We start from the raw sequence: 22,708 nt of genomic DNA on the forward strand, positions 1-22,708 counted from the left end.
AAAAATATTACTTTTAGATAACCAAAAAATGCTATGAATTTTGGAAACACTAAAAACAATTCTCTATTTTTCTATCTTCAGATATCCGTTGCGAATTGAAGAAATCCATAGTTATACCAACTATGAATCCATTTCGGACACTGAAAAAGAACTGCAACACCTGATTGCCGAAAAAATCCTCATTAAAGTGGACGATTTCTATGTCTATGGAAGCGATTTGGATTCGGTTATCAAAAGACTTCGCGGCAATATGTATGCTGACAGAGCGCTCAAAATTGCCCAAAAGAAAGCCAAATTCATTGCCAAATTCCCTTTTGTAAAAGGCGTTGGCGTTTCTGGTTCGTTGTCAAAAGGCTATTATGACAACGGAAGTGATATCGATTTCTTTGTCATTACCGAACCCAATAAACTTTGGCTTTGCCGAACCTTTTTGATGCTTTACAAAAAAATATTCCTGCTCAATTCACGTAAGTTTTTTTGTGTCAATTACTTTGTTTCAACAAGCCAAATGGAAATCGAAGAAAAAAACCGATTTACAGCGACGGAATTGAAAACATTAATTCCAATGCAAGGCAAAACCGTTTTTGAAGATTTCTTTCAAAAAAACCAATGGGTTACTAACTATTTTAATAAATTCAGTCCTGAATTGACTTTGGTTCCTGATTTCAAAAAACCAATCGGAACAAAATCCGTAGAGTTTATGTTTGGAAACCATATCGGAAATTTTATTGATGATAGTTTCAAAAAAATTACCCTGAAAAAATGGAGAGCCAAATTCCGTATGATGAGCGAAGAAGATTTTAAAATTGCCTTGAAATCAACGAAAAATATCTCAAAACACCATCCATCGCACTTTCAAAAGAAAGTTATTTTGGATTTGAATAACCGAATTGAAGAAGTGGGTCATAACTTCAACATCAATTTAGCCAAAGAAAATGTCTAACATACTGTTTTCGCATTCGTATTATTACAAACTCGACTCAAAGCAATGGAAAAACAAAACGCCTTTTCCGCCTTTGGGAACGCTTTATGCAGCTTCATTATTGCGGAAAAATGGTTTTGAAGTTTCTCTTTTTGACACCAATTTATTAGACAGTCCGAATACTATCGAACCTATTCTAAAAAATCAAAAGCCGAATTATTTGGTGATTTATGATGATGGTTTCAATTACTTAACCAAAATGTGTCTGACCAACATGCGCGAAGCTTGTTTTGAGATGATTCGATTAGGCAAAATGTATGATTGCAAAATTATCGTTTGCAGTTCTGATTCGACAGATCATTATTCGGATTACCTAAAAATGGGCGCCGATTTTATTTTACAAGGCGAAGGTGAAATGTCGCTTTTAGAGCTGATTAAAGCTTTGGGAAACGAAACTTCCATCGATGACATTAAAGGAATTATTTTCAGAAAAGACAATAAAAATCAAGTCAATCCTAAACGCGATGTCCTTCAAAATTTAGACGAATTGCCTTTACCGGCTTGGGATTTAGTCGATATCGAAAGTTATAAAACCATTTGGAAACAAAGCGGTCAACCATTTACTTTAAATATTGCCACGACTCGCGGTTGTCCGTACAAATGCAACTGGTGTGCGAAACCGATTTACGGCAATCGTTACAATGCCCATTCTCCGGACTATATTGTCAAGGAAATTCAGTTTTTAAAGGCAAATTTTGGCGTCACTCGTTTTTGGATGTGTGATGATATTTTTGGGTTGAAGCCGAATTGGGTTCAGGAATTCAACACCAAATTAAAAGAACAAAGCTTAAAAATCAGCTATTATATCCAAAGTCGCGTTGATTTATTACTCAAAGAAGATACGATTGATTGCTTGGCTGAATCCGGTTTGGAAGAAGTTTGGGTTGGTGCCGAAAGTGCTTCGCAAAAAATTCTCGATGCGATGGATAAAGGCACGACGGTAGAACAAATTTACGAAGCAACAAAACTATTAAAAGACAAAAAAATACGTGTAGCTTTTTTTCTGCAGTTTGGTTATCTAACCGAAAATCAGGAAGACATTCAAAAAACCATCGCAATGGTCAAAGAACTGATGCCGGATAACATTGGGATTTCCGTTTCTTATCCTTTGCCCGGAACGAAGTTTTATGACAAAGTCAAGGACGATTTAAAACTCAAATCCAATTGGACCGATTCGGACGATTTTGAGATGCTATTTCACGGCACTTATAAATCCAATTACTATAGAAAACTGCAACGATTTGTTCATAAAGAATTCAGAAAACAACAAGGTTTTCATAATTTGAAACAAGCGTTTACTAAACCTTCATCACTTACAGTTGCAAATGTAAAATCGATTGCTAAATTGGGTTATTACATTCCGAGCGCTTTCCTTGATACACTTTCGCTAAAAAAACTACAACAAAATGGAAGCTAGTTTTGACAAAGCCGCGATAAATTATGACAGCACTTTTACCAATACAGAAATTGGGAAAATGCAACGCGATTTAGTTTATGCCGAACTTTCCAAACACTTAACTTCCGTTAAAAACATACTCGAAATCAATTGCGGTACGGGCGAAGACGCGATTTGGTTCGCCAAACAAAATTTCAATATAACTGCGACTGATATTTCCCCGAAAATGATTGAAGTGGCGAAAGGAAAAGCAAACCTCAACTTTAAAACTGCTGATATCAATTCTATTGCTTCCACATTTGAAAACGAAAAATTTGATTTGCTCTTTTCCAATTTTGGCGGTTTGAATTGTTTATCGAAATCGGAACTAACACATTTCTTTGCTAATATCAATTTAATACTTTCGGAAAAAGGCCAATTAGCCTTGGTGATTATGCCGAAGAATACGCTTTGGGAACGCTTTTATTTTTTGGCTAAAGCCCAATTCAAAAACATTTTCCGACGAAAAAGAGAAGGCGTGATTGCTCAGGTTGATGGAGAAAATGTAACGACTTATTACTACAACCCAAAAGATATTGTAAATTTAGCCAACGCTAATTTTGAAACTGTTACAGTAAAGCCGATAGGTTTTTTTGTTCCGCCGTCATATTTGGATGGATTTTTTAAAAACAAAAAAGGAGTATTACGTTTTTTAAACCGATTGGAACAAGGCATTAAAAACATGACATCACTTTCAAAATACGCCGATCATTACCTTATAATTTTGCAAAAACGATGAGTATTTTATTCACCCATGCGTATTATTTATCGGATGATCCTAAGGAACAAAAGATCATGAAGCCCTATCCGCCATTAGGGTTACTTTATGTTTCTGCTTATTTGAAAAGCAAAAATATTGACAATGATGTTTTCGACACAACCTTTGCTTCGCAATCAACACAACTCGATTTTATTTTAGAAAAACAACCCAAAATCATTTGCATTTACACCAATTTGATGACCAAAATTGAAGTCATTAAATTGATTAAAATCCTTAAAACTGTAGTGTTTAATTTTCCGAAAATTGCCCTAGGCGGTCCGGATGTGACTTATAATGTCGAAAATTATCTCAAAGCCGGAGCCGATTTTTTAATCATTGGCGAAGGCGAAGAAACGACTTTTGAATTGTATAATGCAATCATCAAAAATGGCGATTTTCACCAAGTAAATGGCATCGCTTTTTTAGAAAACAATCAAATTATTCAAACTACAGCACGAACCAAATTCAAAGAACTCGACGAATTGCCACTACCGAATAGAGATGCCATCAACATGCAAAACTATTTGGACACTTGGAAAACCAATCACGGTCAAAGTTCGATGACGATTTCTACGCAACGCGGTTGTCCTTATACCTGCAAATGGTGCAGTACGGCGGTTTATGGGCAAAGTTATCGTCGCAGACCGGCGAATCAAGTGGCGGAAGAAATGAAAATGCTGAAAGAAAAATACAATCCGGATGCGCTTTGGTTTGTGGATGATGTGTTTACCGTAAGTCACAAATGGCTGGTAGCTTTCAAAGAAGAAGTGTTGCAACAAGACGCTGTGATTCCGTTTGAGTGCATTACTCGTGCAGAACGATTGAATGCTGAAATTTTGCAATTATTGAAAGACGTTGGTTGTTTCCGAATCTGGATTGGTGCCGAAAGCGGTTCGCAAACGATTATTGATGCAATGGACCGACGTGTGGATGTCAACCAAGTGAAAAAAGTAATTCAAGACACCAATGCGATGGGTATAGAAACCGGAACCTTTATCATGCTAGGTTATCCCGGAGAAACCGAAAAAGACATTACGGAAACCATTCAGTATTTGAAAGATGCAAATCCGACTTTGTATACGATAACTGTTGCTTATCCTATCAAAGGAACGAGTTTGTACAACGAAATCGAACACAAAATCACGCAACAACCCGATTGGGAAACTTCTACCGACAGAGACATCGATTTTGAACGAACCTATTCGAGAAAATATTACCAATATGCTGTGAGCAAAGTGGTTAATGAAGTTGAATTTCACAAAGCGACTTCGAAAACGAGTTGGAAAGCTTTGAAATTGAAGACTAAATCGATTTTGGCTAGCGGATTGATGAAAATTAGCAAATAATCCTTTGAAAAAAGAAACCACATACTTGCTTTTACTGACTGCCATTTATTTTGTGGTGAGTTTGATTGGGATTTTACACCATGAATTGTGGTTAGACGAAGCGCATCATTATCTTTTGGCGCGCGACAGCAATTCTTTTTTGGAATTAATTCAAAACACGAGATATGAAGGTCATCCTATTCTTTGGAATTCATTGCTTTATGGTTTAACCAGATTTACCCTGAATCCGTTTTGGATGCAGTATTTACACATTTTAATTTCGACTTCGGTAGTTTTTCTATTCCTTCGAAAAGCACCATTATCATTAGTATTTAAGACACTTTTTATCTTTGGTTACTTTATGCTTTTCGAATACAATTTAATCAGCCGAAATTATATTTTAGGCGTTTTATTTTTGTTTTTAGCTGCGTCTGTTTTTGAGAAGCGAAAAGAAAAGTTTGTGTTGTTGTGTGTTTATTTAGCTTTGGCAGCCAATATTCATTTGATGTTTAGCGTGATTGCTTTTGCTCTGTTTTTGACACTTTTGTCTGAAAATTATCTAAACAAAGAATTGTTTAAAAGAGTCTACACCATTGGTTATTTAGTTTTTGGTATTGGATTATTATTGACCATTATCCAAATTATTCCACCGGATGATACTCGTTTTTTTGACCGAATAGAAGGCATGCAGTTGGGTGAGAAATTCATTAAGGGATTTATTTCACTTTTTAAAGCCATCGTTACAATTCCCGATTTTACTACAATACACTTTTGGAATTCCAATCTTTTAGTAAATCTCAGCAAACCCATTACGGCAGTTTTGGGATTGTTGACCTATTGCATTCCGTTGCTTTTATTTTATAAAAACCGCAAAGTGCTTTTCTTTGTTTATATCGGATTAATTGGTGTACAGATTTTCTTTTTTGTAACCCAAATGAGTGCCACACGTTACGACGGAATGAACTATTTTATCATCATCATCGGATTGTGGATAGAAAGGTATTATCCTTCTGAAGATTATAAAATAAGGGATTATTTGAGTTCATGGAAGCTAACTTTACTAAAAAAACCAATAATCTATAGTATTTTAATCATTCATCTATTTAGTGGTTTTTATGCTTATGCGATGGATTATAACTATCCATTCACGTCATCTAAAAAAGCCATTGATTATTTAAAAGAAAAAAAGTTAAATTTGAATGAAATCATAACCATTACCTGCGATGGAACGGCTATTAGTCCTTATTTAGAAAAGAAAGTTTACTTCTTGTGTGACGGAAGTTATCAGAGTTATTGTCATTGGAATTTTGACTGTGCAATCAACATTTCGGATAAAAACATCACGGAAATGCTTGCCAATTATATTGTTTCAAACGATTACGGAATTTATGTTTCTAATTATACTATTACCAAAAATTTAAAAGAAAACACTTGGGAAACAATCAACGAAAAAGTCAAAATCCGATTTATCAAAAAGTATGACCAAAACATCGTCCGCAATTCGTATTACTATATTTATGAAGTAGCCAAAATAACATCCTCAGAATGATTAATAACAAAAAAATAATCGTTGTTCTGCCGGCTTATAATGCGGCCAAAACACTTCAAAAAACCTTTGAAGAGATTCCTTTTGACATCGTTGACGATATCATTATCACTGACGATTTCAGTGAGGACAATACTATTGAAATAGCTCAAAAAATTGGCATCCAAAACATTATTATACACGATAAAAACAAAGGATACGGCGCCAATCAAAAGTCCTGTTATAAAAAAGCCTTGGAACTGAATGCGGATATCATTGTGATGTTACATCCTGATTATCAATATACGCCCAAATTAATTCCGGCCATGTGTACTTTAGTCGCCAATGATTTGTACGATGTGGTTTTGGGTTCACGCATCTTGAGTAAAGGCGCTTTAAAAGGCGGCATGCCTATTTATAAATACATTTCAAACCGAATTTTGACTTTCATCCAAAATGTTTTAATGAACCAAAAACTCTCGGAATACCATACCGGCTATCGCTGTTTTGACACAAAACTGTTGGAAAAAATTGACTTCGAAAACAATTCAGACGATTTTGTTTTTGACAATGAAATTTTGGCTCAATGTTGCTTCTTGAAAGCTCGGATTGGCGAAATATCTTGTCCGGCTAAGTATTTCGAAGAGGCAAGTTCGATTAACTTTCAAAGAAGTCTCACTTATGGGTTAGGGGTTTTAAGGGTTGCTGTTTCTTACTTTTTTCAGAAAACCAAACTCGCCTCGTTTTCACTTTTTAAAAATTTATGAAAAGTGCCTTATTAAAATATTATCCCTTGTTGGCTTTGCTTTTGCTTTGTGGTTTTTATTTGTTTAAAGCGATTGATTTTCCGGCTAATGATTTTGCCAATTATTATTTTGGCGGAAAGTTTTTGGCAAAAGGAAATTTCAGTTCTAATATTTATTTCCCCTACGAATTCAATAAAGCGATTTTCGATTCCGGTTACCCAAATATATTTGTCAGTTATGCCCCGAATACGCCGTTTTTAGCATTTTCCTTCTTACTCTTTGCCGGTTTTTCTCTGGCTGTAGCCAAAATAATCTTCAACAGTCTTTCAGTTGTTTTATTCTTTTTCAGCATTTACAGATTATTCAACCATTATAAAATCGATTGGCGTTACGCTTTGCTGATTCCGGTTTTGTTTTTGGTGCCGATAAAAAACAATTTACTCTTTGGACAAGTTTACTTTTTATTGTTTTTCTTGCTAAGCGAAGGTTGGCTAGCCTATGAAAAAAAACAATGGAAATCGATGTCCTTGTTTTGGAGTTTGGCTATTTTATTAAAAGTATTTCCGGTTTTATTGGTCGCCCTTTTTATCTTTAGAAAGCAATGGAAACCATTGTCCTTTTGGGTTGCGTTTTGTCTTTTACTTTTGGGGATTTCTATTTTATTTACCGGAGTTGACATCTGGATTTTCTACTTGCAAGAAGTTTTGCCAAAAGCTTCTAACGGCGAAATCGCAACTGGTTTTGTCGATAATTATCAATCGGTTTTTATGTTTTTGAAGCGTTGTTTTGTATTTGAAACGATTGAAAATCCGAATGCCTTTTACAATTATCCGAATTTATTTTCCGCCTTGATGGTTGCTTTTAAAATTGGTGTTTTGGTCATTGGTTATTTCATTTCCAAAAGAAATTCCAATACACTTTTTGTTTTCTCTTATTGGATTTTGGCAATGATACTACTTTCGCCTTATGGAAGCACTTATACTTTTATTTTACTATTATTCCCGTTTTTGGCTTTGCTGAAAAGCGAGATATCTAATACCAAAAAAGTTGCTTTCTGTCTGATAATTTTTCTAATCAACAATTTTTCTTTGTCGATTTTTATTGGGCAAGAATTCCCTTTTTCTTATTTAAGAATGTTGCTATTGTTTTTGTTTTTTGTTTTGTTTTTACTTCAGTTTCGGCAAAAAGTCAATTGGAAAGCGGTTGCAATGTTGTCATTGTTTCCACTGTTTTTAATATTGTTTTTTAAAACCACAAAACCTGAAAAATCAACGATTTTACTTGAAAACGGACCAACATTGGTATATGATTACGAAATCAACAATAATTCCTTGATAGGTCATTTTTGGGATGGAAGAGAGAAAGTAATATTATGGAATACTAAAATTCAAACTTTTCATCCTCTGAAATTGAAAAACAATCAGGTTTTTTATAACAACCAACAACTTACGTTTGACAAAAGCCATAAGCGGAAACCAATACTGATTGATAACAAAACTGTGCTGTATCTTTCGGATTATGATAGAGGCATTGGGTTTTATACGCTAAGAAAAATAACTTTAAATTGAAAAACAAATCACTCAAAAGATTAGGTTTAATTACCAATAACACACTACGACAAATTTTGATTTCAGTATTTAGCATGGTGATTCCGTTTTTGGTGATTCATTTTTCCTCTAAAGAAATTTGGGGTTCTTTTGTTGGATTCTTTCTATATTGTTTATTCGCCATTCAAGTCATTAATTGGGGAAATAAGGAATACTTGCTGAGAAAATTTAGTGAAAACCCAAGAGAAATCGCCTTTCGCTTTTCTGAAAACATGGCTACTCGTTTTCCTTTAGTTATCCTTTTTTCTCTCATTGGATTGGTTTTGTTCCCTATTTCTTTTGGGTTTTGGATTTTGATTTGGCTTTTAGGCCGCTATTTTATGCATAGTACAGAAGTGCTTTTGTTTTATGAAAAAAAATTCAATGCCTCTATTCTAATTGAATTGATCAGTTTTGGCTTTTTTGCAGTTTTTTTTGGCCTATTAAAAAATAGCATCACTGTTTATTGGATTTTGGTGATTTTTAGTTTGTACCAATTCCTTAAAGGCATTTTGTATTTAGTTTTGTTCAAAAATTGGGTCTTAATTAAAAACCTTTCCTTTGAAATTAATTTTTTTAAAACGGCTTTGCCTTTTTTCATCTTGTCTATTCTCGGCTTTTTGGGTTCCAAAATTGATTTGTATATAGTGGAAAGTTTGGAGAGCAAAACCATTACAGCCGAATACCAAATCATCAATAGTCTGCTGGTCTTTTGCATGTCGATTACGGCTTTGCTTTATGCTCCTTTTACCAAATTACTCTATCGCAACACTGACCAAATAGTCGATAAAACAAAAAATATTTTGGCCTATATAGGTTTAATCATTGTTCCGGTTTCGTTATTGATTATTTATTTTATCCTTGAATTGTACCTAAAAGTAAATTTGGAATTTTACTTCTATCTCATTGCTTTCGCCTATGTATATCCGTGTTACGTTTACGGATTGGATATTATCAATCTGTTCAAACGACACAAGGAGACGTCGGTAGTTTTCATACTCACAACCGGAGTAGTTTTGAATAGTCTTTTAAGCGCTTGTTTTTTGTATTTGGACTATGGAATAGTTGGCGCACTATCAGGAAGCGCAATAGCGCAATTAGTTATTTTGGGACTAATCAAGCTAAAAAACGATAAAATAAATTAAAGGATTACAATTTCTTCGTAGAATCCCTTTGTCTTAATTCGGTTTTGATGGTTGTCGTCGTAAACGTGAAAGTTTCCTCTTCGCTTTCCAATTTGTCAATTAACAATTGGGCAGCGACTTCTCCAATTTCCGGGCCGTGTTGGCTCACCGTTGACAAACTTGGTGTCATTCTTCGTGACCATACACCATCTGCAAAACCTATTATCGATAAATCTTTCGGGATTTTATAACCATTTTGAATTCCGAGTTTCATTGCTGTAACCGAAGCGTGTTCATCTAGAGCAAAAACCCCATCGGGTTTGTTTTTGATAAAAAAGCCTCCAATTTTTGAATTGAATTCTTCGTTATTATTGGTCAGAATCACTAAATTTTCATCCACTTTTAAACCGTGATTCTCCAACGCTTTATAAAAACCTTGTGCTCTTAATTTTCCAACACTCAGATTATCAATAGCGGAAAGCAAAGCAATTTTTTTACAACCGGTTTTGATCAAATGTTCCATCGCGTTTACCGCCGAGTCTAAATCGTCTACGATAACTTTGTCACAATTCACCTCATCGGCAATTCGGTCAAACATTACGATGGGCGTTCCTTCGTTTATAATTGAGGTAAAATGCCCAAACTTTTGTAACTTTTGAGATTCTTCAGCAATCGAAAGGATAAAACCGTCAATGGTTCCGTTGCTCAACATTTCTAAAGCATTGATTTCTTTTTCCAAGGATTCATTCGAAATACAGGTAATCAATTTATATCCTTTTTCATCGGCTACTTTTTCGATACCGCTAAACACTTTAGCAAAAAATGAGTTCAAGATGTTCGGAATAATCACACCAATGGTTTTGGTTCTTCTGTTTTTAAGGTTCAGACCAATAACATTAGGCTTGTAATTTTTTAGCTTGGCATATTCTTGCACGCGTTGCTTGGTGGGTTCACTGATTTCCGGACTTCCGTTTAAGGCTTTTGAAACGGTGGAAACTGAAACGCCTAACTCTTTGGCAATTTGTTTTAGGGTGGCTTTCGATTTCATTTTATCTTGGTTAAAGTGTAAAAATAGTAAAATTTCTTCTGCAACCTCTCAAAGAAGAATGAAAGTTAGCTGTAAAACATCAAAATTTTCAAGACAAATTGCCTTAAAAACGAGCTGTTTTTGCTGCGCTAAGTCTATTCATTTAAAGGATTTTAAGCAAAATTAGTGGCTTTGTAAAAAAATTTGAAAAATGGTATTTGCTTTTATAATAATTAATTGTACTTTTGCACTCCCTTTATTGGGAATGGAATGTTTAATTAAAAAAATATTATGGACGCATTAAGCTACAAGACACAATCTACTACCAAGGCCACTTCTGGAAAAGAGTGGATCATCGTAGATGCTGAAGGTCATAACTTAGGTCGTTTTGCTTCAAAAGTTGCGATGCTTTTAAGAGGTAAATACAAGCCGAGTTATACACCTCACGTCGACTGTGGAGATAACGTAATTGTTATCAACGCAGAGAAAATTAACCTTACCGGTAACAAACTTGACGACAAGACTTACATTCGTCACACAGGTTATCCAGGAGGACAAAGAACTTTGACTGCAAAAGTTTTGCAATCAAAAAACCCTGCTTTGCTAGTGGAGAAAGCAGTGAAAGGAATGTTACCTAAGAACAAATTAGGAGCAGAACTTTTCAGAAATCTAAATGTTGTTGTAGGAACTGAGCACAAACAAGGTGCACAAAAACCTAAAACAGTTAACCTAAACGATCTTAAGTAATGGGAGTTATTCACAAAATCGGTAGAAGAAAATGTGCTGTGGCACGTGTTTATGTTTCAGAAGGAACAGGAAAAATCACCGTTAACAAAAGAGAATTCAACAACTACTTCCCAACAGCTACTTTACAGTACAAAGTATTACAGCCAATGTCTATGACAAACAACGCTGACAACTTTGACGTAAAAGTAAATGTATACGGTGGTGGTTCAACTGGCCAAGCAGAAGCTGTGAGAATGGCAATTGCAAGAGCTATGTGTGAAGTGGAAGCTGAAAACAGAAGCATCCTAAAACCAGAAGGATTACTAACAAGAGATCCAAGAATGGTAGAACGTAAAAAATTCGGTCAGAAAAAAGCGAGAAAGAGATTCCAATTCTCGAAACGTTAATATTCGGTATTTACCGCAATATATTTTCAGATTATTTTTTACAATTAAATTAGAATTTAAAACAAAGTTGTCGATATTCCTTGTAAAAAGGGAATTAGTTTAGCATCGAAATGCAGTACAAAGTCTTAATTTATTAAGCGAAAAAGGTGACGCATTGCTATAACACGGAACGTAAACTATTACACAATGGCAAATAAAATTGACGTTAAAGAATTATTAGAAGCAGGTGTTCACTTCGGACACATGACTCGTAAGTGGGATCCAAACATGGCCCCTTACATCTATATGGAGCGTAATGGAATTCACATTATCAACCTATACAAAACCGCTGCCAAAATTGAAGAGGCTAATGAAGCCATGAAAAAAATTGCAGCATCTGGTAGAAAAATACTTTTCGTAGCTACCAAAAAACAAGCAAAAGATATCGTATCTGAAAAAGCATTAGCTTGTAACATGCCTTACATCACAGAAAGATGGCCTGGTGGTATGTTAACCAACTTCGTTACTATCCGTAAAGCCGTAAAAAAAATGGCCTCTATTGATAAAATGAAAAAAGATGGTACTTTCATGACTTTGTCTAAAAAAGAAAGATTACAAGTTGATCGTCTTCGTGCCAAATTAGAGAAAAACTTAGGTTCTATCTCTGATATGTCAAGATTACCTGCTGCTTTATTCGTAGTAGATATCAAAGCGGAACACATCGCAATCAAAGAAGCACAAAAATTAAACATTCCAGTTTTTGCAATGGTTGATACTAACTCTGATCCACGTGAAGTAGATTACGTTATCCCGGCCAATGATGATGCTTCAAAATCAATTGATAAAATTTTATCTTTAGTAACTGCTGCAGTTATTGACGGATTGGCTAACAGAACTTCTGACAAAGAAGGTGATGATACTCAAGAAGTAGCTGCTGCTGTTGAAACTGTTGCTGCTCCAGAAGAAGTTACAGCTACCGAAACTGCTCCTGAAGTAGTAGCGGTTGTTGAAGAAACTCCTGAAGTAGAAGCTGCAGAAGAAACTAAAACTGAAGAATAAAACAAATTTAAATTCCAAGAATAAAATTCCAAGTTCCAAAGAATTATCAATATTGATGATTTAATAAAGTTGGAATTTGGGATTTTAGAATTGGAATTTGTCTTTTTACAAAAAATTTAAACTTTTAAATTAAAAAATATTATGTCAACAATCACAATTACTGCTGCAGACGTAAATAAATTAAGACAAACTACAGGTGCCGGAATGATGGACTGTAAAAAAGCTTTAGTTGAAGCGGAAGGAGATTTCGATAAAGCTATACAAAACCTTAGAGAAAAAGGGCAAAAAGTTGCTGCTAACCGTTCTGACCGTGAGTCTTCTGAAGGAGCTGCTGTTTCTTTTGTTAATGCTGACAAAACTAAAGGAGCTATCATCACTTTAAACTGCGAAACAGATTTCGTAGGTAAAAATGAAGCTTTTGTAACTTTAGCTAAAGAATTAGTTGAAAAAGCAATCAATTTCTCTTCTAAAGAAGATTTCTTAGCTTCAGATTTCAACGGAATTACTGTGGCTGAAAAATTAATCGAACAAACTGGTGTTATCGGTGAAAAAATCGAAATCGGTGGTTTTGAAATCTTAGAAGGCGCATTCATTGGATCTTATGTTCACGTTAACAAAATTGCGGCATTAACTGCAATTTCTGCACCAATTGACAACGCTGAGGTTTTAACTAAAGACATCTCTATGCAAGTGGCTTCTATGGGAGCTGACACCTTATCTTACAAAGATTTTGATCCTGCTTTCGTTGCTTCTGAACTTGCCGCCCGTATTGCTGTAATCGAAAAAGAAAATGAAGAAGCAAAACGTTTAGGAAAAACTTTAAAAAATGTTCCTAAATATATTTCTTTCTCTCAATTGACTGAAGAGGTTTTAAAACAAGCGGAAGAAGATGCTAAAGCGGAATTAAAAGCGGAAGGTAAACCAGAACAAATTTGGGATAAAATTATTCCGGGTAAAGTACAACGTTTCATCTCTGACAACACTACTTTAGACCAAGAAAAAGCCTTATTAGATCAAAACTTCATCAAAGATGACAGTAAAAAAGTAGGCGATTATGTTAAAGGATTCAACGTTGAAATTACTGGTTTCAAAAGAGTTTCTCTGGGATAATCCTTACTCAATAAAGGTTAAAAATTAAAAAACCCGAGCCATTTGGTTCGGGTTTTTTTCTATAAAATTATCACACTAAAATCTTCTTTAACCCTTCCGAAATACTTCTCCACAACAAATTGTAAAAGGATTTTTCAGGGATGCGTTCCAGTTCAACATTAGTATCTTTGACTTTTTCTTTTGTATCCTTTTTGATAAAAATATTGGCCACAAAAGTCAACAATTTGTTTTTCTTTTTGCGGTCATCATTTTTGTATATCGTAAATTTCAAATCATCGTACTTAACAGCAAACTCTCCGGAAGCCTTTTGGTCATTTCCTGTAAAATCAAAATATATTTCATCCATTATTCCTTTAGTAGTTACATTCAAATAAGGCTTGGTAAAAGGAACAATCTTCTCAGTATCAAAATTGGTCAAAGTGCCATTGATGTTGAATCCATCACTTGTATCCATGGGATTGAATCTCCAATTGACCTCCAATGGTGATGATTTCATAAAGCGACAATTAATCTTTATTGTAATATCCGGAAGATTTTTCTTCTTGAAACCACTACTAATATTGTTGGCCGTAAGATTAAAAGAATTAAAACTCAATTTTCCGGAGCCTAGATCAAAAGATTTCTCTTCTTCATATTCCAAAATAGAGTTGCGTACTTTTAGCGTATCTACTTTTAAATCAAATGTCAAATCGCGAAGCAATTTGTTGTAAAGGTACTTTTTCGTTATATCATCCGCTGGCTCTTTTGACCGATAAATATTGGCTGCTACCTGACTTAAATCGATAACATTGCAATGAAAGAAAAAATCATTCTTCTTAAAACCCCAATCCATTTTTCTAACTTTTATAGATTGGCACTTTAAGGTATACAGATCCTTTTCTTTAGGAATTTTAGCTACGAATTCACGACGTGAAAATTCAGGAATCATTTCAAAATGATTGACACTTACATCTGTTTTTGATCCTTTTATCTTTTTGGTTTTAAGGTGGTAAAATTCATTAGGATAGAAATAGAGACTATCACAGCTGAAAGCATAATCTCTAAATTCAAACGGAATTTTATTGTCTAAAGTTTGTTTTGTAATTAAAATCCCCTCGAGTTGCAAATTAATGTTGTGTGCCTTTAAAATAGGCTTTCTGGTTTTAGTGTGAACAATTTTGAGTTCACATTGATGCAAAAAAACATCCGATGCGGCTATAATTTTATCAAAAGACGACACAACAGATTCGCGAATGTTTTCCTTTTCATTCTTGGTATACAAAATGATTTTGGGTTGCTCAATCGTGATGCTTTGAGCTTTGATTTTATCACCGAAAAGAATACTCCAAATTTTAAAATCGTCGACTTTGAGGGACTTTATCTCTGCATAAATTCCGATTTTATTAATAGTATTCAAATGTTTCGCTTTTGGAACAATGACTATTTCATAAGCCTGAATGTCTCCATCCCATAAAGAAACTTTAAGATTCTTATAGGTAATATTATAAACAGAATCATTTTTCTTATTGATTATTTTAGGCAATTGCGACTTAATCCAAAGATTTAGACCAATGTTGAGAATGGCTACAAGCAACACCAATGAGCACAAGCCAATAAGAGCTTTCCGATACCATTTCATAGTCATTGATTTAGCGTTAGCCTGTTGTAAATTTAAGCTTAATGTAAACTTAACCCTTACATGATTTTATAATTTATTTATAACAATAAACCATGGATAATAAACTGAAACAAAAAAGCCGATTTAATAAATCGGCCTTATTATTACTTCTTCTCTATCGGAAAGTTTCTCGCTCTCATCAAAGCATCTGTTTTCACTTCTTTACCGCGGAACTTCTTGTAAGCAATCTCCGGATCGACAGTGTTCCCTATACTGAACACATTTTCTAACAAACGTTTGCCAACTGCTGCATCATATAATCCTTTGCCATCAACGGTAAAAGCTTCGGTCGCATCGGCACTAATCACATCCGCCCATAAATAACCGTAATAACCCGAAGCATAATCGTCGCCCGAGAAAATATGTCCAAACTGCGGAATTCTGTGACGCATGACAATTTCCGACGGCATATTCAGTTGGTCTAACGTTTGTTTTTCAAATTGTTTCGGGTCGATATCCGGATTTTCCAACAAGTGTAATTTCATATCCACCAAAGCACTCGAAATGGTTTCCACGGTAGAAAAGCCTTCATTAAAAGTCGATGCTTTTTCTATTCTTTCCACCAAAGACATTGGCATTGGTTCTCCGGTTTTGTAATGCAAAGCGAATTTATTCAGCACTTCAGGTGTAGCCAACCAACGTTCCAAAATTTGAGACGGAAACTCCACATAATCTCTAGGTGTATTGGTTCCCGATAAACTCGGATAAGTCACATCGGAACACAAACCATGCAACGCATGCCCGAATTCATGGAACAACGTACTTGCATCATCCCAAGAAATTAAAATCGGTTCGTTCTCGTTTCCTTTAATAAAATTACAGTTATTAGACACTATCGTAATCACATCTCCATCAACTCTGCTTTGATCTCTGTAAGCGGTCATCCAAGCGCCGGAACGTTTGCCTTTACGAGCATAAGGATCAAAATACCAAACACCAATGACTTTGCCAGTATTTTTATTAGAAACTTCCCAAACCCTCACATCAGCATGAAAAACCGGTACGTTATAAACCTGTTTGAAATTCAAATTAAACATTTCTCCCGCAACCCAAAACATGCCTTCTCTCAACTTTTCCAATTGCAAATAGGGTTTAGTATCGTTTTGGTCTAAATCATATTTGGCTTTTCTAACCTTTTCAGCATAGTAACGATAATCCCAAGGTTCAATTTTAAACTTTCCGCCTTCAACCTCAACCATTTTCTGCATTTCGGCTACATCTTCATGCACTTTGTTTACAGCAGGTTTCCAAACCGATTCCATCAATGCTAAAGTCTTTTCAGGCGATTTTGCCATGGTGTTTGACAAACTCCAATCGGCAAACGTTTTAAAACCTAAAAGCTTGGCTTTCTCAGCACGAAGCTTTAAAATCTGAACTAAAATCGCATTGTTATTATTTGCATTTGCATTATCGCCACGACTTGAAAATATTTGGAATGCTTTTTCTCTTAAATTTCTCTGGTTAGAAAAAGTCAAAAACGGCTCAATAGAAGAACGCGTGTTGGCAATACATCCCAAAACATTCAACTTTCTGTCTTTGGCTTCTGCTATAGCCGCATTTTTCAATTCAATTGGCAATCCATCAAAATCGGCTTCAGTTTTTAGTTCCAAATAATAATTGGTTTCGTCTGCCAGTTGGTTTTGACTGAACTTTGTAAAAAGTCCGGCCAACTCTTGGTTGATTTTGGCAATTTTGGCTTTGCTATTGGCATCCGCTTTAGCGCCTTCACGAACAAAATTCGAATAGTGATACCAAACCAAACGTTGCTGTTCAGCGGTTAATTTGTTCTTTTCCGAAGAATTATAAACCGCAGCTATTCGATTGAAAAGCTTGGTGTTTTGATACATTTTATTGTTGGTTTCAAAAAACTTCGGTGTTAGTTCTGTCTCGATAGGTTCAAATTCCGGACTGTTCATGTTGGAACTGTAAATGTCAAAAACTGCCTTAACCTGACTCAATTTCTTTCCTGCTTTTTCCATAGCGACTATGGTGTTTTCAAAAGTGGCTGGTTTTGAATTGTTGGCAATAAGGTCAATTTCATTCAATTTTTCCTGAATCGCAACTTCAATCGCCGGTTTCAAATCTTTCAGTTGGTAAGTATTAAAAGCCGGAACACCACCATAAGGTCCGCTCCAATTATTCAAAAAAGGATTTGGATTAGATTGTGCGTTGGCACCTAAAATTGGAGCACTCATAAGCAAAGTCAATATGATTTTTTTCATTGTGAATAACTGTTTTACCAAAAGTACGTAAAAATTAAATCATCTCCTCATCCAAAACTCTTGATTCTCGGGTAATCTTGTCCAAAAAAGAAGTCCTTTAAAAATAAAAATTAACAATAGTCATAGCAATCATCGGATACCTTTTTGATTATATTTGTCTGTAATCAAAACTCATATCCCTTGAAAAAGATCTTTTCTATCGTGTTCTTTGCCCTTTTTACTTTCCAAGTTAATGCCCAATTTGAAAAAACATTGCTATGGGAAATTTCAGGAAAAGGTTTGACAAAGAAATCCTATGTTTATGGCACTTTCCATGTTAATGATAAAATCTCCTATCATCTTTCTGATGCATTTTACAAGCATTTACTGGAAGCAGACATTGTAAGTAATGAAAGTAATCCGGATTCTTGGGGCGAATTGTTTGATTTATACATGAACTACAGACCGCAACAAAGGACTAAATTCTACTCTAAGTTTCAGTTAAAACCTGTGGACAAACAAGACTTATTGCCTTTGTTTACCAATTATAATTTCTTCAACCAAATGTCTTCCGGCGTAGAAGGTAATAAAGCCGATTTCAGCGAAAGCACCGTATTGGATATGTTCATCCATCAAACCGCCAAGAAATACAACAAAAAAACAGTTGGATTGGAAGACGCCAAAAAATCATTCGTCAATTTCAGTAAGGCCGAACAAATGGTTGATTTCAGAAATGAGGAAAAAGAAGTTTCTGAAGAAGAGGAAGAAAAAAAGGCAATACTTACCAAAATCCTAAAAGGCAAATCAATCTATACCACTTTAAAAGATTTTTACCGCGAAAAAGACATCGTAATGCTTGACTCGTTGAGTAAATTATCAGAAAGCCCAAAGAAGCACAAAATCATGATTATTGACCGAAATTATGACATGGTCAAAAGCATTGATTCTTTAGTGCATCAAGGCAGTTTGTTTAGTGCTGTCGGCGCGGCGCATTTAGGCGGAAAAGAAGGCGTTTTACAGCTATTAATCAACAAAGGGTACAAAGTTACTCCGGTGATTGGTCCGCTCACTAAAAAAGGTGAAACCGATAAAAAAACCATCGAAGAGTACTTTCCGGCGCCAAAAATCAAGACCGAGCCTACGCCTGATCAAATGATTCAAACCGTTGATTTCGATTTAAACCTCAACTTTGAAAAAATAAAAAGCACGCTCGACATTACTAACGGCGGCGTTTTAAGTATGGTTAGAGTTCCGTTACACAATTACATGCAAAAGAAAAACGAATACTTCAATCACAAAAGTATCGACAGTTTGTTGTACGAATTCATTCCCGGAGATATCTTGGAGAAAAAAGAAATCAAAGACGAAGCTTACATAGGTTACGATGTAAAAAACAAAAGCAAAGCTGGTAATTTCCAACATTATCGTTTTTATGTAACGCCATTGGAAATCATTAGTGTTTCCTTTTCTGGTACGGGAACTTATGTAAAACAATACGAGCAAGCCATTTTTGATAAGTTTAAAATCAAAGGTTTCAAAAACACTTGGGAAAAAGTCCAACCTCAAAAAGGCGGCTTTTCAGTGACTATGCCCGAGTTTTGTGTCCAATATGGCAATAGTGACAAAAACTTATCTGATGTGAGTTTTGAAGCGTATGACCCACAAGAAAAAAGTTATTATTTTCTGATTGAAAACACTTCTTTAGACCTGAATTTTATCGACAATAAAAACTTTCAGCACCAACAAATGCAAAATGAATTCTATATGAATCAGGAAATGGAAGAAACGGCTAAGTTTGAAGAAACTACTAAGGATTTTGTCTCTTCTTCCACAAACGAACACCGCAAAGTAAAATTGAAATCGATAATCAAAGGCAATAAATTTTATCTTTTAGGTGCTGTTGATGCTTCAGAACAAAGCAGTAACAAGTTCTTCGATTCCTTTACCTTTGAAGACTTTAAAACTTCGGAGAGTACTGTTTACCGTGACACTTTAGGAAAATATACCATTGAAATTCCTAAAAAAATAAACGAACAAACCATCCTTGGCATCGGTAATGATGAAGTTAGATCTATTAGAAGATGGCAAAGAAACCCGGAGATTAATTTTGAACCTAAAGAATTCGATTCGTACACCGGAAAGACAGTTGCTGTTGAAGTAATGAATTACCCACGATATCTCCAAGTGACGACTTTAGATTCATTAAAAAACGATTACAATAAAGAATTAAAAACACTTTTTGACTCGTACAGAATTCATAAAGAAAACCCTGATCCATTTGTGTCTACTTGGGATAACTATTTCAAAGAATTTGAAAAGACCGAAGTTTTGAGTAACTCTTTTTCTCATAATGATGCTCTAGGTTGTGAAGTTGCTGATGCTTTGGTAAGTGTTAAAAATTCAGATCAGGCGCTGAAAATTAAGACCTTCTTTATGGAAAACCGAAAAGTTACCATCAAGACTTTGGTAGACAGAAATTATAAAAACGACGATTTGTTTACTGAAAAAGCCTTTTCATCATTTATCCCTGAAAAAACCAACCAAAGAAGTGTTTTTGATGACAAAGTAAAACTGTTTTTAGAGGAAGCAACTAACGAAACCGATTCTATTCGCAAAATAGCGTATAATAACTTGTATAATTTAACCTTAAATGAAACCGATTTTGAGCGCATCACCACTTTTTTGGACACTCATGAATTCGAGGATTCCGATGCTTCTGGCAAAGCCGGTTTGTACCAAAAATTAGGAGATTTAAAACACAAAGGAGTTATTCCATATTTGGAAAATAAATACAAAGCCGAAGGCACAAAAACAACAGAACAGTTAGCCATTCTAAATGCCTTGGCTTCACAAAACACTGAAAATGCCTATCGCCTTGTTTTGAAATTAATGGAATTTGATCTTCCGGTTACCGAAGATGCTTATGAAATAAATCAATTATTTCATTCCTTCGAAGAAAATCTGGAGGAAAGCAAAGTTTTATTTCCCGACATTTTTCAATTTTACGGTATCGAAGAGTACAACAAACCCATCATAAGCTTCTGTAATGCTTTATTGGATAAAAAATTAGGTTCTGCTAAAAAAATCTCCGCTTTTCAAAAACTGATTCTAACGCATTCAAAATTAGAATACAAAAGACTATTGAATCGTGAAGAAAAAAAGGCTTCAGAGGAAGACAATGGCTATGAGGAAGATTATGCTTATGACTATGAAGAAGATGAAAATCCAAACTCAAATCTCCTAAACTATCTTTCTTTATTGTCGCACCTACCAAAAAATACCAGTGCTACTGAATTGATGGGGAAAATAAAAAAATTGGACAATCCTGAAATTCAATTGGAGACTTTAAAATTGGAAATTACCCATAATAAAGCCACGAAAGAAATCATTAAAAAAGGCCTCGAAAACCCTAAAACAAAATTCAAAACCATTCTTTTATTAAAAGAAAAAGATGCATTTGATTTCTTGGAAACCATTACAGACGATGACATTGCTGAGGCAGCTATGAGAGATTTTGACAAAATAAAAGAAACCAGTAAAGTACAGTTTTTAGAAAAAAGAGAAATCAAGCAAGGAAGTCATCAGGCTGTATTTTACTTTTATCAGTCGCAAAAAACAAAAGATGATAAAATTATTGGCACTAAAACTTTTCACTCAATGGCTTTTTTACTCGAGAATGGTAAAATCGTTCCAAAAGCATACTTTTCTCCGGTATTAGAAGAAATTGATGAAGAAAATACGGTGGAAAAACTAATGCCGGCCATAATGAAAGAAACCATCAATGCCGATCATTTGGGTGCTAGTTTTAGAAAAAAAGAAAACCGAGAAAACTATTTTAACTACGAGGAATAGGCATGTTTCAATCTAGAAAAGACACGGTATATATTGTGCTTGCAGGCATTTTTATAACCAATGCCATCGTCGCCGAACTTATTGGCGGAAAATTGATTGATGTTGGTTCTGCCGTAATGAGCATTGGTATTCTACCGTGGCCAATTGTATTTGTCACTACCGATTTAATCAATGAATATTTTGGAGAAAAAGGCGTAAGAAGACTTTCCTTCATTACCGCCGGATTGATTGCTTATACTTTTTTCGTTTTATTTTTTGCTATGAAAATTCCGGCTACTGGAATCAGCTCGGTTTCCAGCGAACAATTCAATGCCGTTTTTGGGCAAAGCCAATTGATTATCGTCGGAAGCATTATTGCATTCTTAGCTTCTCAACTAATTGATGTTACTGTTTTTCATTTTGTCAAAAGACGAACGGGCAACAAAATGATTTGGCTCAGAAGTACAGGTTCAACCGTAATTTCACAGTTTTTTGACAGCTTTATTGTCTTGGGAATTGCGTTTTGGCTACCCGGAATTATAGACACCAAAACCTATATCATTTCAGGATTAACAGGCTATACCGTTAAATTAATTATTGCCGTTGGGATGACACCGTTTATTTATTTAGGACATTCCGTAATTGAAAAATACATTGCCAAAGATGGAAAATAAAATCCGCTGCGCTTGGTGCGAAAAAGACGATTTATATCGAGATTACCACGATAACGAATGGGGAAATCCGGTTTATGAAGACGATAAATTATTCGAGTTTTTAGTCTTGGAAACTTTTCAGGCAGGCTTGAGTTGGTATACCATTTTGAAAAAAAGACACAACTTTCGCAACGCTTTTGACCAATTCGATTACAAAAAAATAGCACAATACAACGAAGACAAAGTACTTGAATTAATGCAAGACGCCGGCATTATTCGCAACGGCTTAAAAATAAAAGGGACGATTGCCAATGCGATTGCGTTTATGAAAGTTCAGGAAGAATTTGACAGTTTTTCGAAATACATTTGGAATTTCACCGGCGGAAAACCGATTGAAAACAATGTCAAAAAAATGAGCGACATCAAATCAACAACGCCACTTTCCGATGAAATCAGCAAGGATTTAAAGAAACGAGGATTTAAGTTTGTAGGTTCAACCGTTGTTTACGCGCACATGCAAGCCACAGGTATGGTAAATGATCATGTTGCAGCTTGTTGGAAAAGGAAACAGTAAT

18 protein-coding genes are annotated in these 22,708 nt (G+C 34.9%); 15 read left to right on the forward strand and 3 right to left on the reverse strand.

The window, feature by feature from the left end; translation table 11 throughout:
* Positions 1-40: 40 nt before the first annotated feature.
* The 8 genes from B3C16_RS01255 to B3C16_RS01290 are packed head-to-tail and all read left to right on the forward strand — an operon-like array spanning position 41 to position 9,504.
* The gene (locus B3C16_RS01255; RefSeq protein ID WP_121311944.1) at positions 41-943 is read left to right on the forward strand and encodes a nucleotidyltransferase domain-containing protein; all 903 of its coding nucleotides are present in this window, start codon (positions 41-43) and stop codon (positions 941-943) included.
* Positions 936-2,399 (forward strand): B12-binding domain-containing radical SAM protein, encoded by a 1,464-nt coding sequence (locus B3C16_RS01260; RefSeq protein ID WP_291127859.1) that lies wholly within the window; start codon positions 936-938, stop codon positions 2,397-2,399. The genes B3C16_RS01255 and B3C16_RS01260 overlap by 8 nt, the downstream gene beginning before the upstream one ends.
* Positions 2,389-3,156 (forward strand): class I SAM-dependent methyltransferase, encoded by a 768-nt coding sequence (locus B3C16_RS01265; RefSeq protein ID WP_291127862.1) that lies wholly within the window; start codon positions 2,389-2,391, stop codon positions 3,154-3,156. Before B3C16_RS01260 ends, B3C16_RS01265 begins: the two co-directional genes overlap by 11 nt.
* Entirely contained in the window at positions 3,153-4,523 is a 1,371-nt protein-coding gene (locus B3C16_RS01270) for a B12-binding domain-containing radical SAM protein (RefSeq protein WP_291127864.1), read from the forward strand. The genes B3C16_RS01265 and B3C16_RS01270 overlap by 4 nt, the downstream gene beginning before the upstream one ends.
* A gap of 4 nt (positions 4,524-4,527) precedes the next feature.
* Entirely contained in the window at positions 4,528-6,051 is a 1,524-nt protein-coding gene (locus B3C16_RS01275) for a hypothetical protein (RefSeq protein WP_291127867.1), read from the forward strand.
* Positions 6,048-6,794: a glycosyltransferase family 2 protein gene (locus tag B3C16_RS01280; RefSeq protein WP_121311949.1), complete on the forward strand. Its 747-nt coding sequence runs from the start codon at positions 6,048-6,050 to the stop codon at positions 6,792-6,794. The genes B3C16_RS01275 and B3C16_RS01280 overlap by 4 nt, the downstream gene beginning before the upstream one ends.
* Complete coding sequence (locus B3C16_RS01285; protein WP_291127871.1) at positions 6,791-8,341, forward strand: glycosyltransferase family 87 protein; 1,551 nt, start codon at positions 6,791-6,793, stop codon at positions 8,339-8,341. The genes B3C16_RS01280 and B3C16_RS01285 overlap by 4 nt, the downstream gene beginning before the upstream one ends.
* Positions 8,338-9,504, forward strand: a complete 1,167-nt coding sequence (locus B3C16_RS01290; protein ID WP_121311951.1) for a hypothetical protein — start codon at positions 8,338-8,340, stop codon at positions 9,502-9,504. Before B3C16_RS01285 ends, B3C16_RS01290 begins: the two co-directional genes overlap by 4 nt.
* A gap of 4 nt (positions 9,505-9,508) precedes the next feature.
* On the opposite strand, the gene B3C16_RS01295 is transcribed toward B3C16_RS01290, so the two are convergent.
* Positions 9,509-10,531: a LacI family DNA-binding transcriptional regulator gene (locus B3C16_RS01295; protein ID WP_121311952.1), complete on the reverse strand. Its 1,023-nt coding sequence runs from the start codon at positions 10,529-10,531 to the stop codon at positions 9,509-9,511.
* A gap of 270 nt (positions 10,532-10,801) precedes the next feature.
* Here B3C16_RS01295 and rplM point away from each other — a divergent pair, with 270 nt between their 5' ends.
* The 4 genes from rplM (at position 10,802) to tsf (ending at position 13,791) form a co-directional block, all read left to right on the forward strand.
* Entirely contained in the window at positions 10,802-11,257 is a 456-nt protein-coding gene (gene rplM / locus B3C16_RS01300; protein WP_121311953.1) for a 50S ribosomal protein L13, read from the forward strand.
* Entirely contained in the window at positions 11,257-11,643 is a 387-nt protein-coding gene (gene rpsI / locus B3C16_RS01305; RefSeq protein WP_121311954.1) for a 30S ribosomal protein S9, read from the forward strand. Before rplM ends, rpsI begins: the two co-directional genes overlap by 1 nt.
* Positions 11,644-11,829: 186 nt before the next feature.
* Positions 11,830-12,681, forward strand: coding sequence for a 30S ribosomal protein S2 (rpsB, locus tag B3C16_RS01310; protein ID WP_233549703.1), 852 nt, complete (start codon positions 11,830-11,832; stop codon positions 12,679-12,681).
* Positions 12,682-12,822: 141 nt separating this feature from the next.
* The gene (gene tsf / locus B3C16_RS01315; RefSeq protein ID WP_121311955.1) at positions 12,823-13,791 is read left to right on the forward strand and encodes a translation elongation factor Ts; all 969 of its coding nucleotides are present in this window, start codon (positions 12,823-12,825) and stop codon (positions 13,789-13,791) included.
* 70 nt (positions 13,792-13,861) lie between these two features.
* Here tsf and B3C16_RS01320 read toward each other — a convergent pair whose 3' ends face one another.
* A complete protein-coding gene (locus tag B3C16_RS01320) occupies positions 13,862-15,409 on the reverse strand; it encodes a hypothetical protein (RefSeq protein WP_291127883.1) in 1,548 nt (515 codons plus the stop codon).
* 143 nt (positions 15,410-15,552) lie between these two features.
* Positions 15,553-17,670, reverse strand: a complete 2,118-nt coding sequence (locus B3C16_RS01325) for a M3 family metallopeptidase (RefSeq protein WP_291127886.1) — start codon at positions 17,668-17,670, stop codon at positions 15,553-15,555.
* A gap of 180 nt (positions 17,671-17,850) precedes the next feature.
* Between B3C16_RS01325 and B3C16_RS01330 the strand changes: the two genes are divergently transcribed.
* Genes B3C16_RS01330 through B3C16_RS01340 form a run of 3 tightly spaced genes read left to right on the forward strand, consistent with a single transcriptional unit; the run spans position 17,851 to position 22,707 of the window.
* Positions 17,851-21,501, forward strand: coding sequence for a TraB/GumN family protein (locus B3C16_RS01330; protein WP_291127889.1), 3,651 nt, complete (start codon positions 17,851-17,853; stop codon positions 21,499-21,501).
* A 2-nt stretch (positions 21,502-21,503) separates the two neighbouring features.
* On the forward strand, positions 21,504-22,154 hold the full coding sequence (locus tag B3C16_RS01335) for a queuosine precursor transporter (protein WP_291127892.1): 651 nt from the start codon (positions 21,504-21,506) through the stop codon (positions 22,152-22,154).
* Positions 22,144-22,707, forward strand: coding sequence for a DNA-3-methyladenine glycosylase I (locus B3C16_RS01340; protein WP_291127894.1), 564 nt, complete (start codon positions 22,144-22,146; stop codon positions 22,705-22,707). Before B3C16_RS01335 ends, B3C16_RS01340 begins: the two co-directional genes overlap by 11 nt.
* The last annotated feature ends 1 nt before the right edge of the window (position 22,708 follow it).

It is taken from the genome of Flavobacterium sp. UBA7682, assembly GCF_002482945.1.
In the GTDB taxonomy this organism is placed as follows: domain Bacteria; phylum Bacteroidota; class Bacteroidia; order Flavobacteriales; family Flavobacteriaceae; genus Flavobacterium.

Bases quoted from the DNA above. Each gene is read 5' to 3' on its own strand.
- B3C16_RS01320 (WP_291127883.1), bottom strand. From the start codon at position 15,409: ATGAAATGGTATCGGAAAGCTCTTATTGGCTTGTGCTCATTGGTGTTG.
- rpsI (WP_121311954.1), top strand. From the start codon at position 11,257: ATGGGAGTTATTCACAAAATCGGTAGAAGAAAATGTGCTGTGGCACGT.
- B3C16_RS01335 (WP_291127892.1), top strand. From the start codon at position 21,504: ATGTTTCAATCTAGAAAAGACACGGTATATATTGTGCTTGCAGGCATT.
- rpsB (WP_233549703.1), top strand. From the start codon at position 11,830: ATGGCAAATAAAATTGACGTTAAAGAATTATTAGAAGCAGGTGTTCAC.
- B3C16_RS01270 (WP_291127864.1), top strand. From the start codon at position 3,153: ATGAGTATTTTATTCACCCATGCGTATTATTTATCGGATGATCCTAAG.
- B3C16_RS01295 (WP_121311952.1), bottom strand. From the start codon at position 10,531: ATGAAATCGAAAGCCACCCTAAAACAAATTGCCAAAGAGTTAGGCGTT.
- rplM (WP_121311953.1), top strand. From the start codon at position 10,802: ATGGACGCATTAAGCTACAAGACACAATCTACTACCAAGGCCACTTCT.
- B3C16_RS01340 (WP_291127894.1), top strand. From the start codon at position 22,144: ATGGAAAATAAAATCCGCTGCGCTTGGTGCGAAAAAGACGATTTATAT.
- B3C16_RS01260 (WP_291127859.1), top strand. From the start codon at position 936: ATGTCTAACATACTGTTTTCGCATTCGTATTATTACAAACTCGACTCA.
- B3C16_RS01285 (WP_291127871.1), top strand. From the start codon at position 6,791: ATGAAAAGTGCCTTATTAAAATATTATCCCTTGTTGGCTTTGCTTTTG.
- tsf (WP_121311955.1), top strand. From the start codon at position 12,823: ATGTCAACAATCACAATTACTGCTGCAGACGTAAATAAATTAAGACAA.
- B3C16_RS01265 (WP_291127862.1), top strand. From the start codon at position 2,389: ATGGAAGCTAGTTTTGACAAAGCCGCGATAAATTATGACAGCACTTTT.
- B3C16_RS01280 (WP_121311949.1), top strand. From the start codon at position 6,048: ATGATTAATAACAAAAAAATAATCGTTGTTCTGCCGGCTTATAATGCG.
- B3C16_RS01325 (WP_291127886.1), bottom strand. From the start codon at position 17,670: ATGAAAAAAATCATATTGACTTTGCTTATGAGTGCTCCAATTTTAGGT.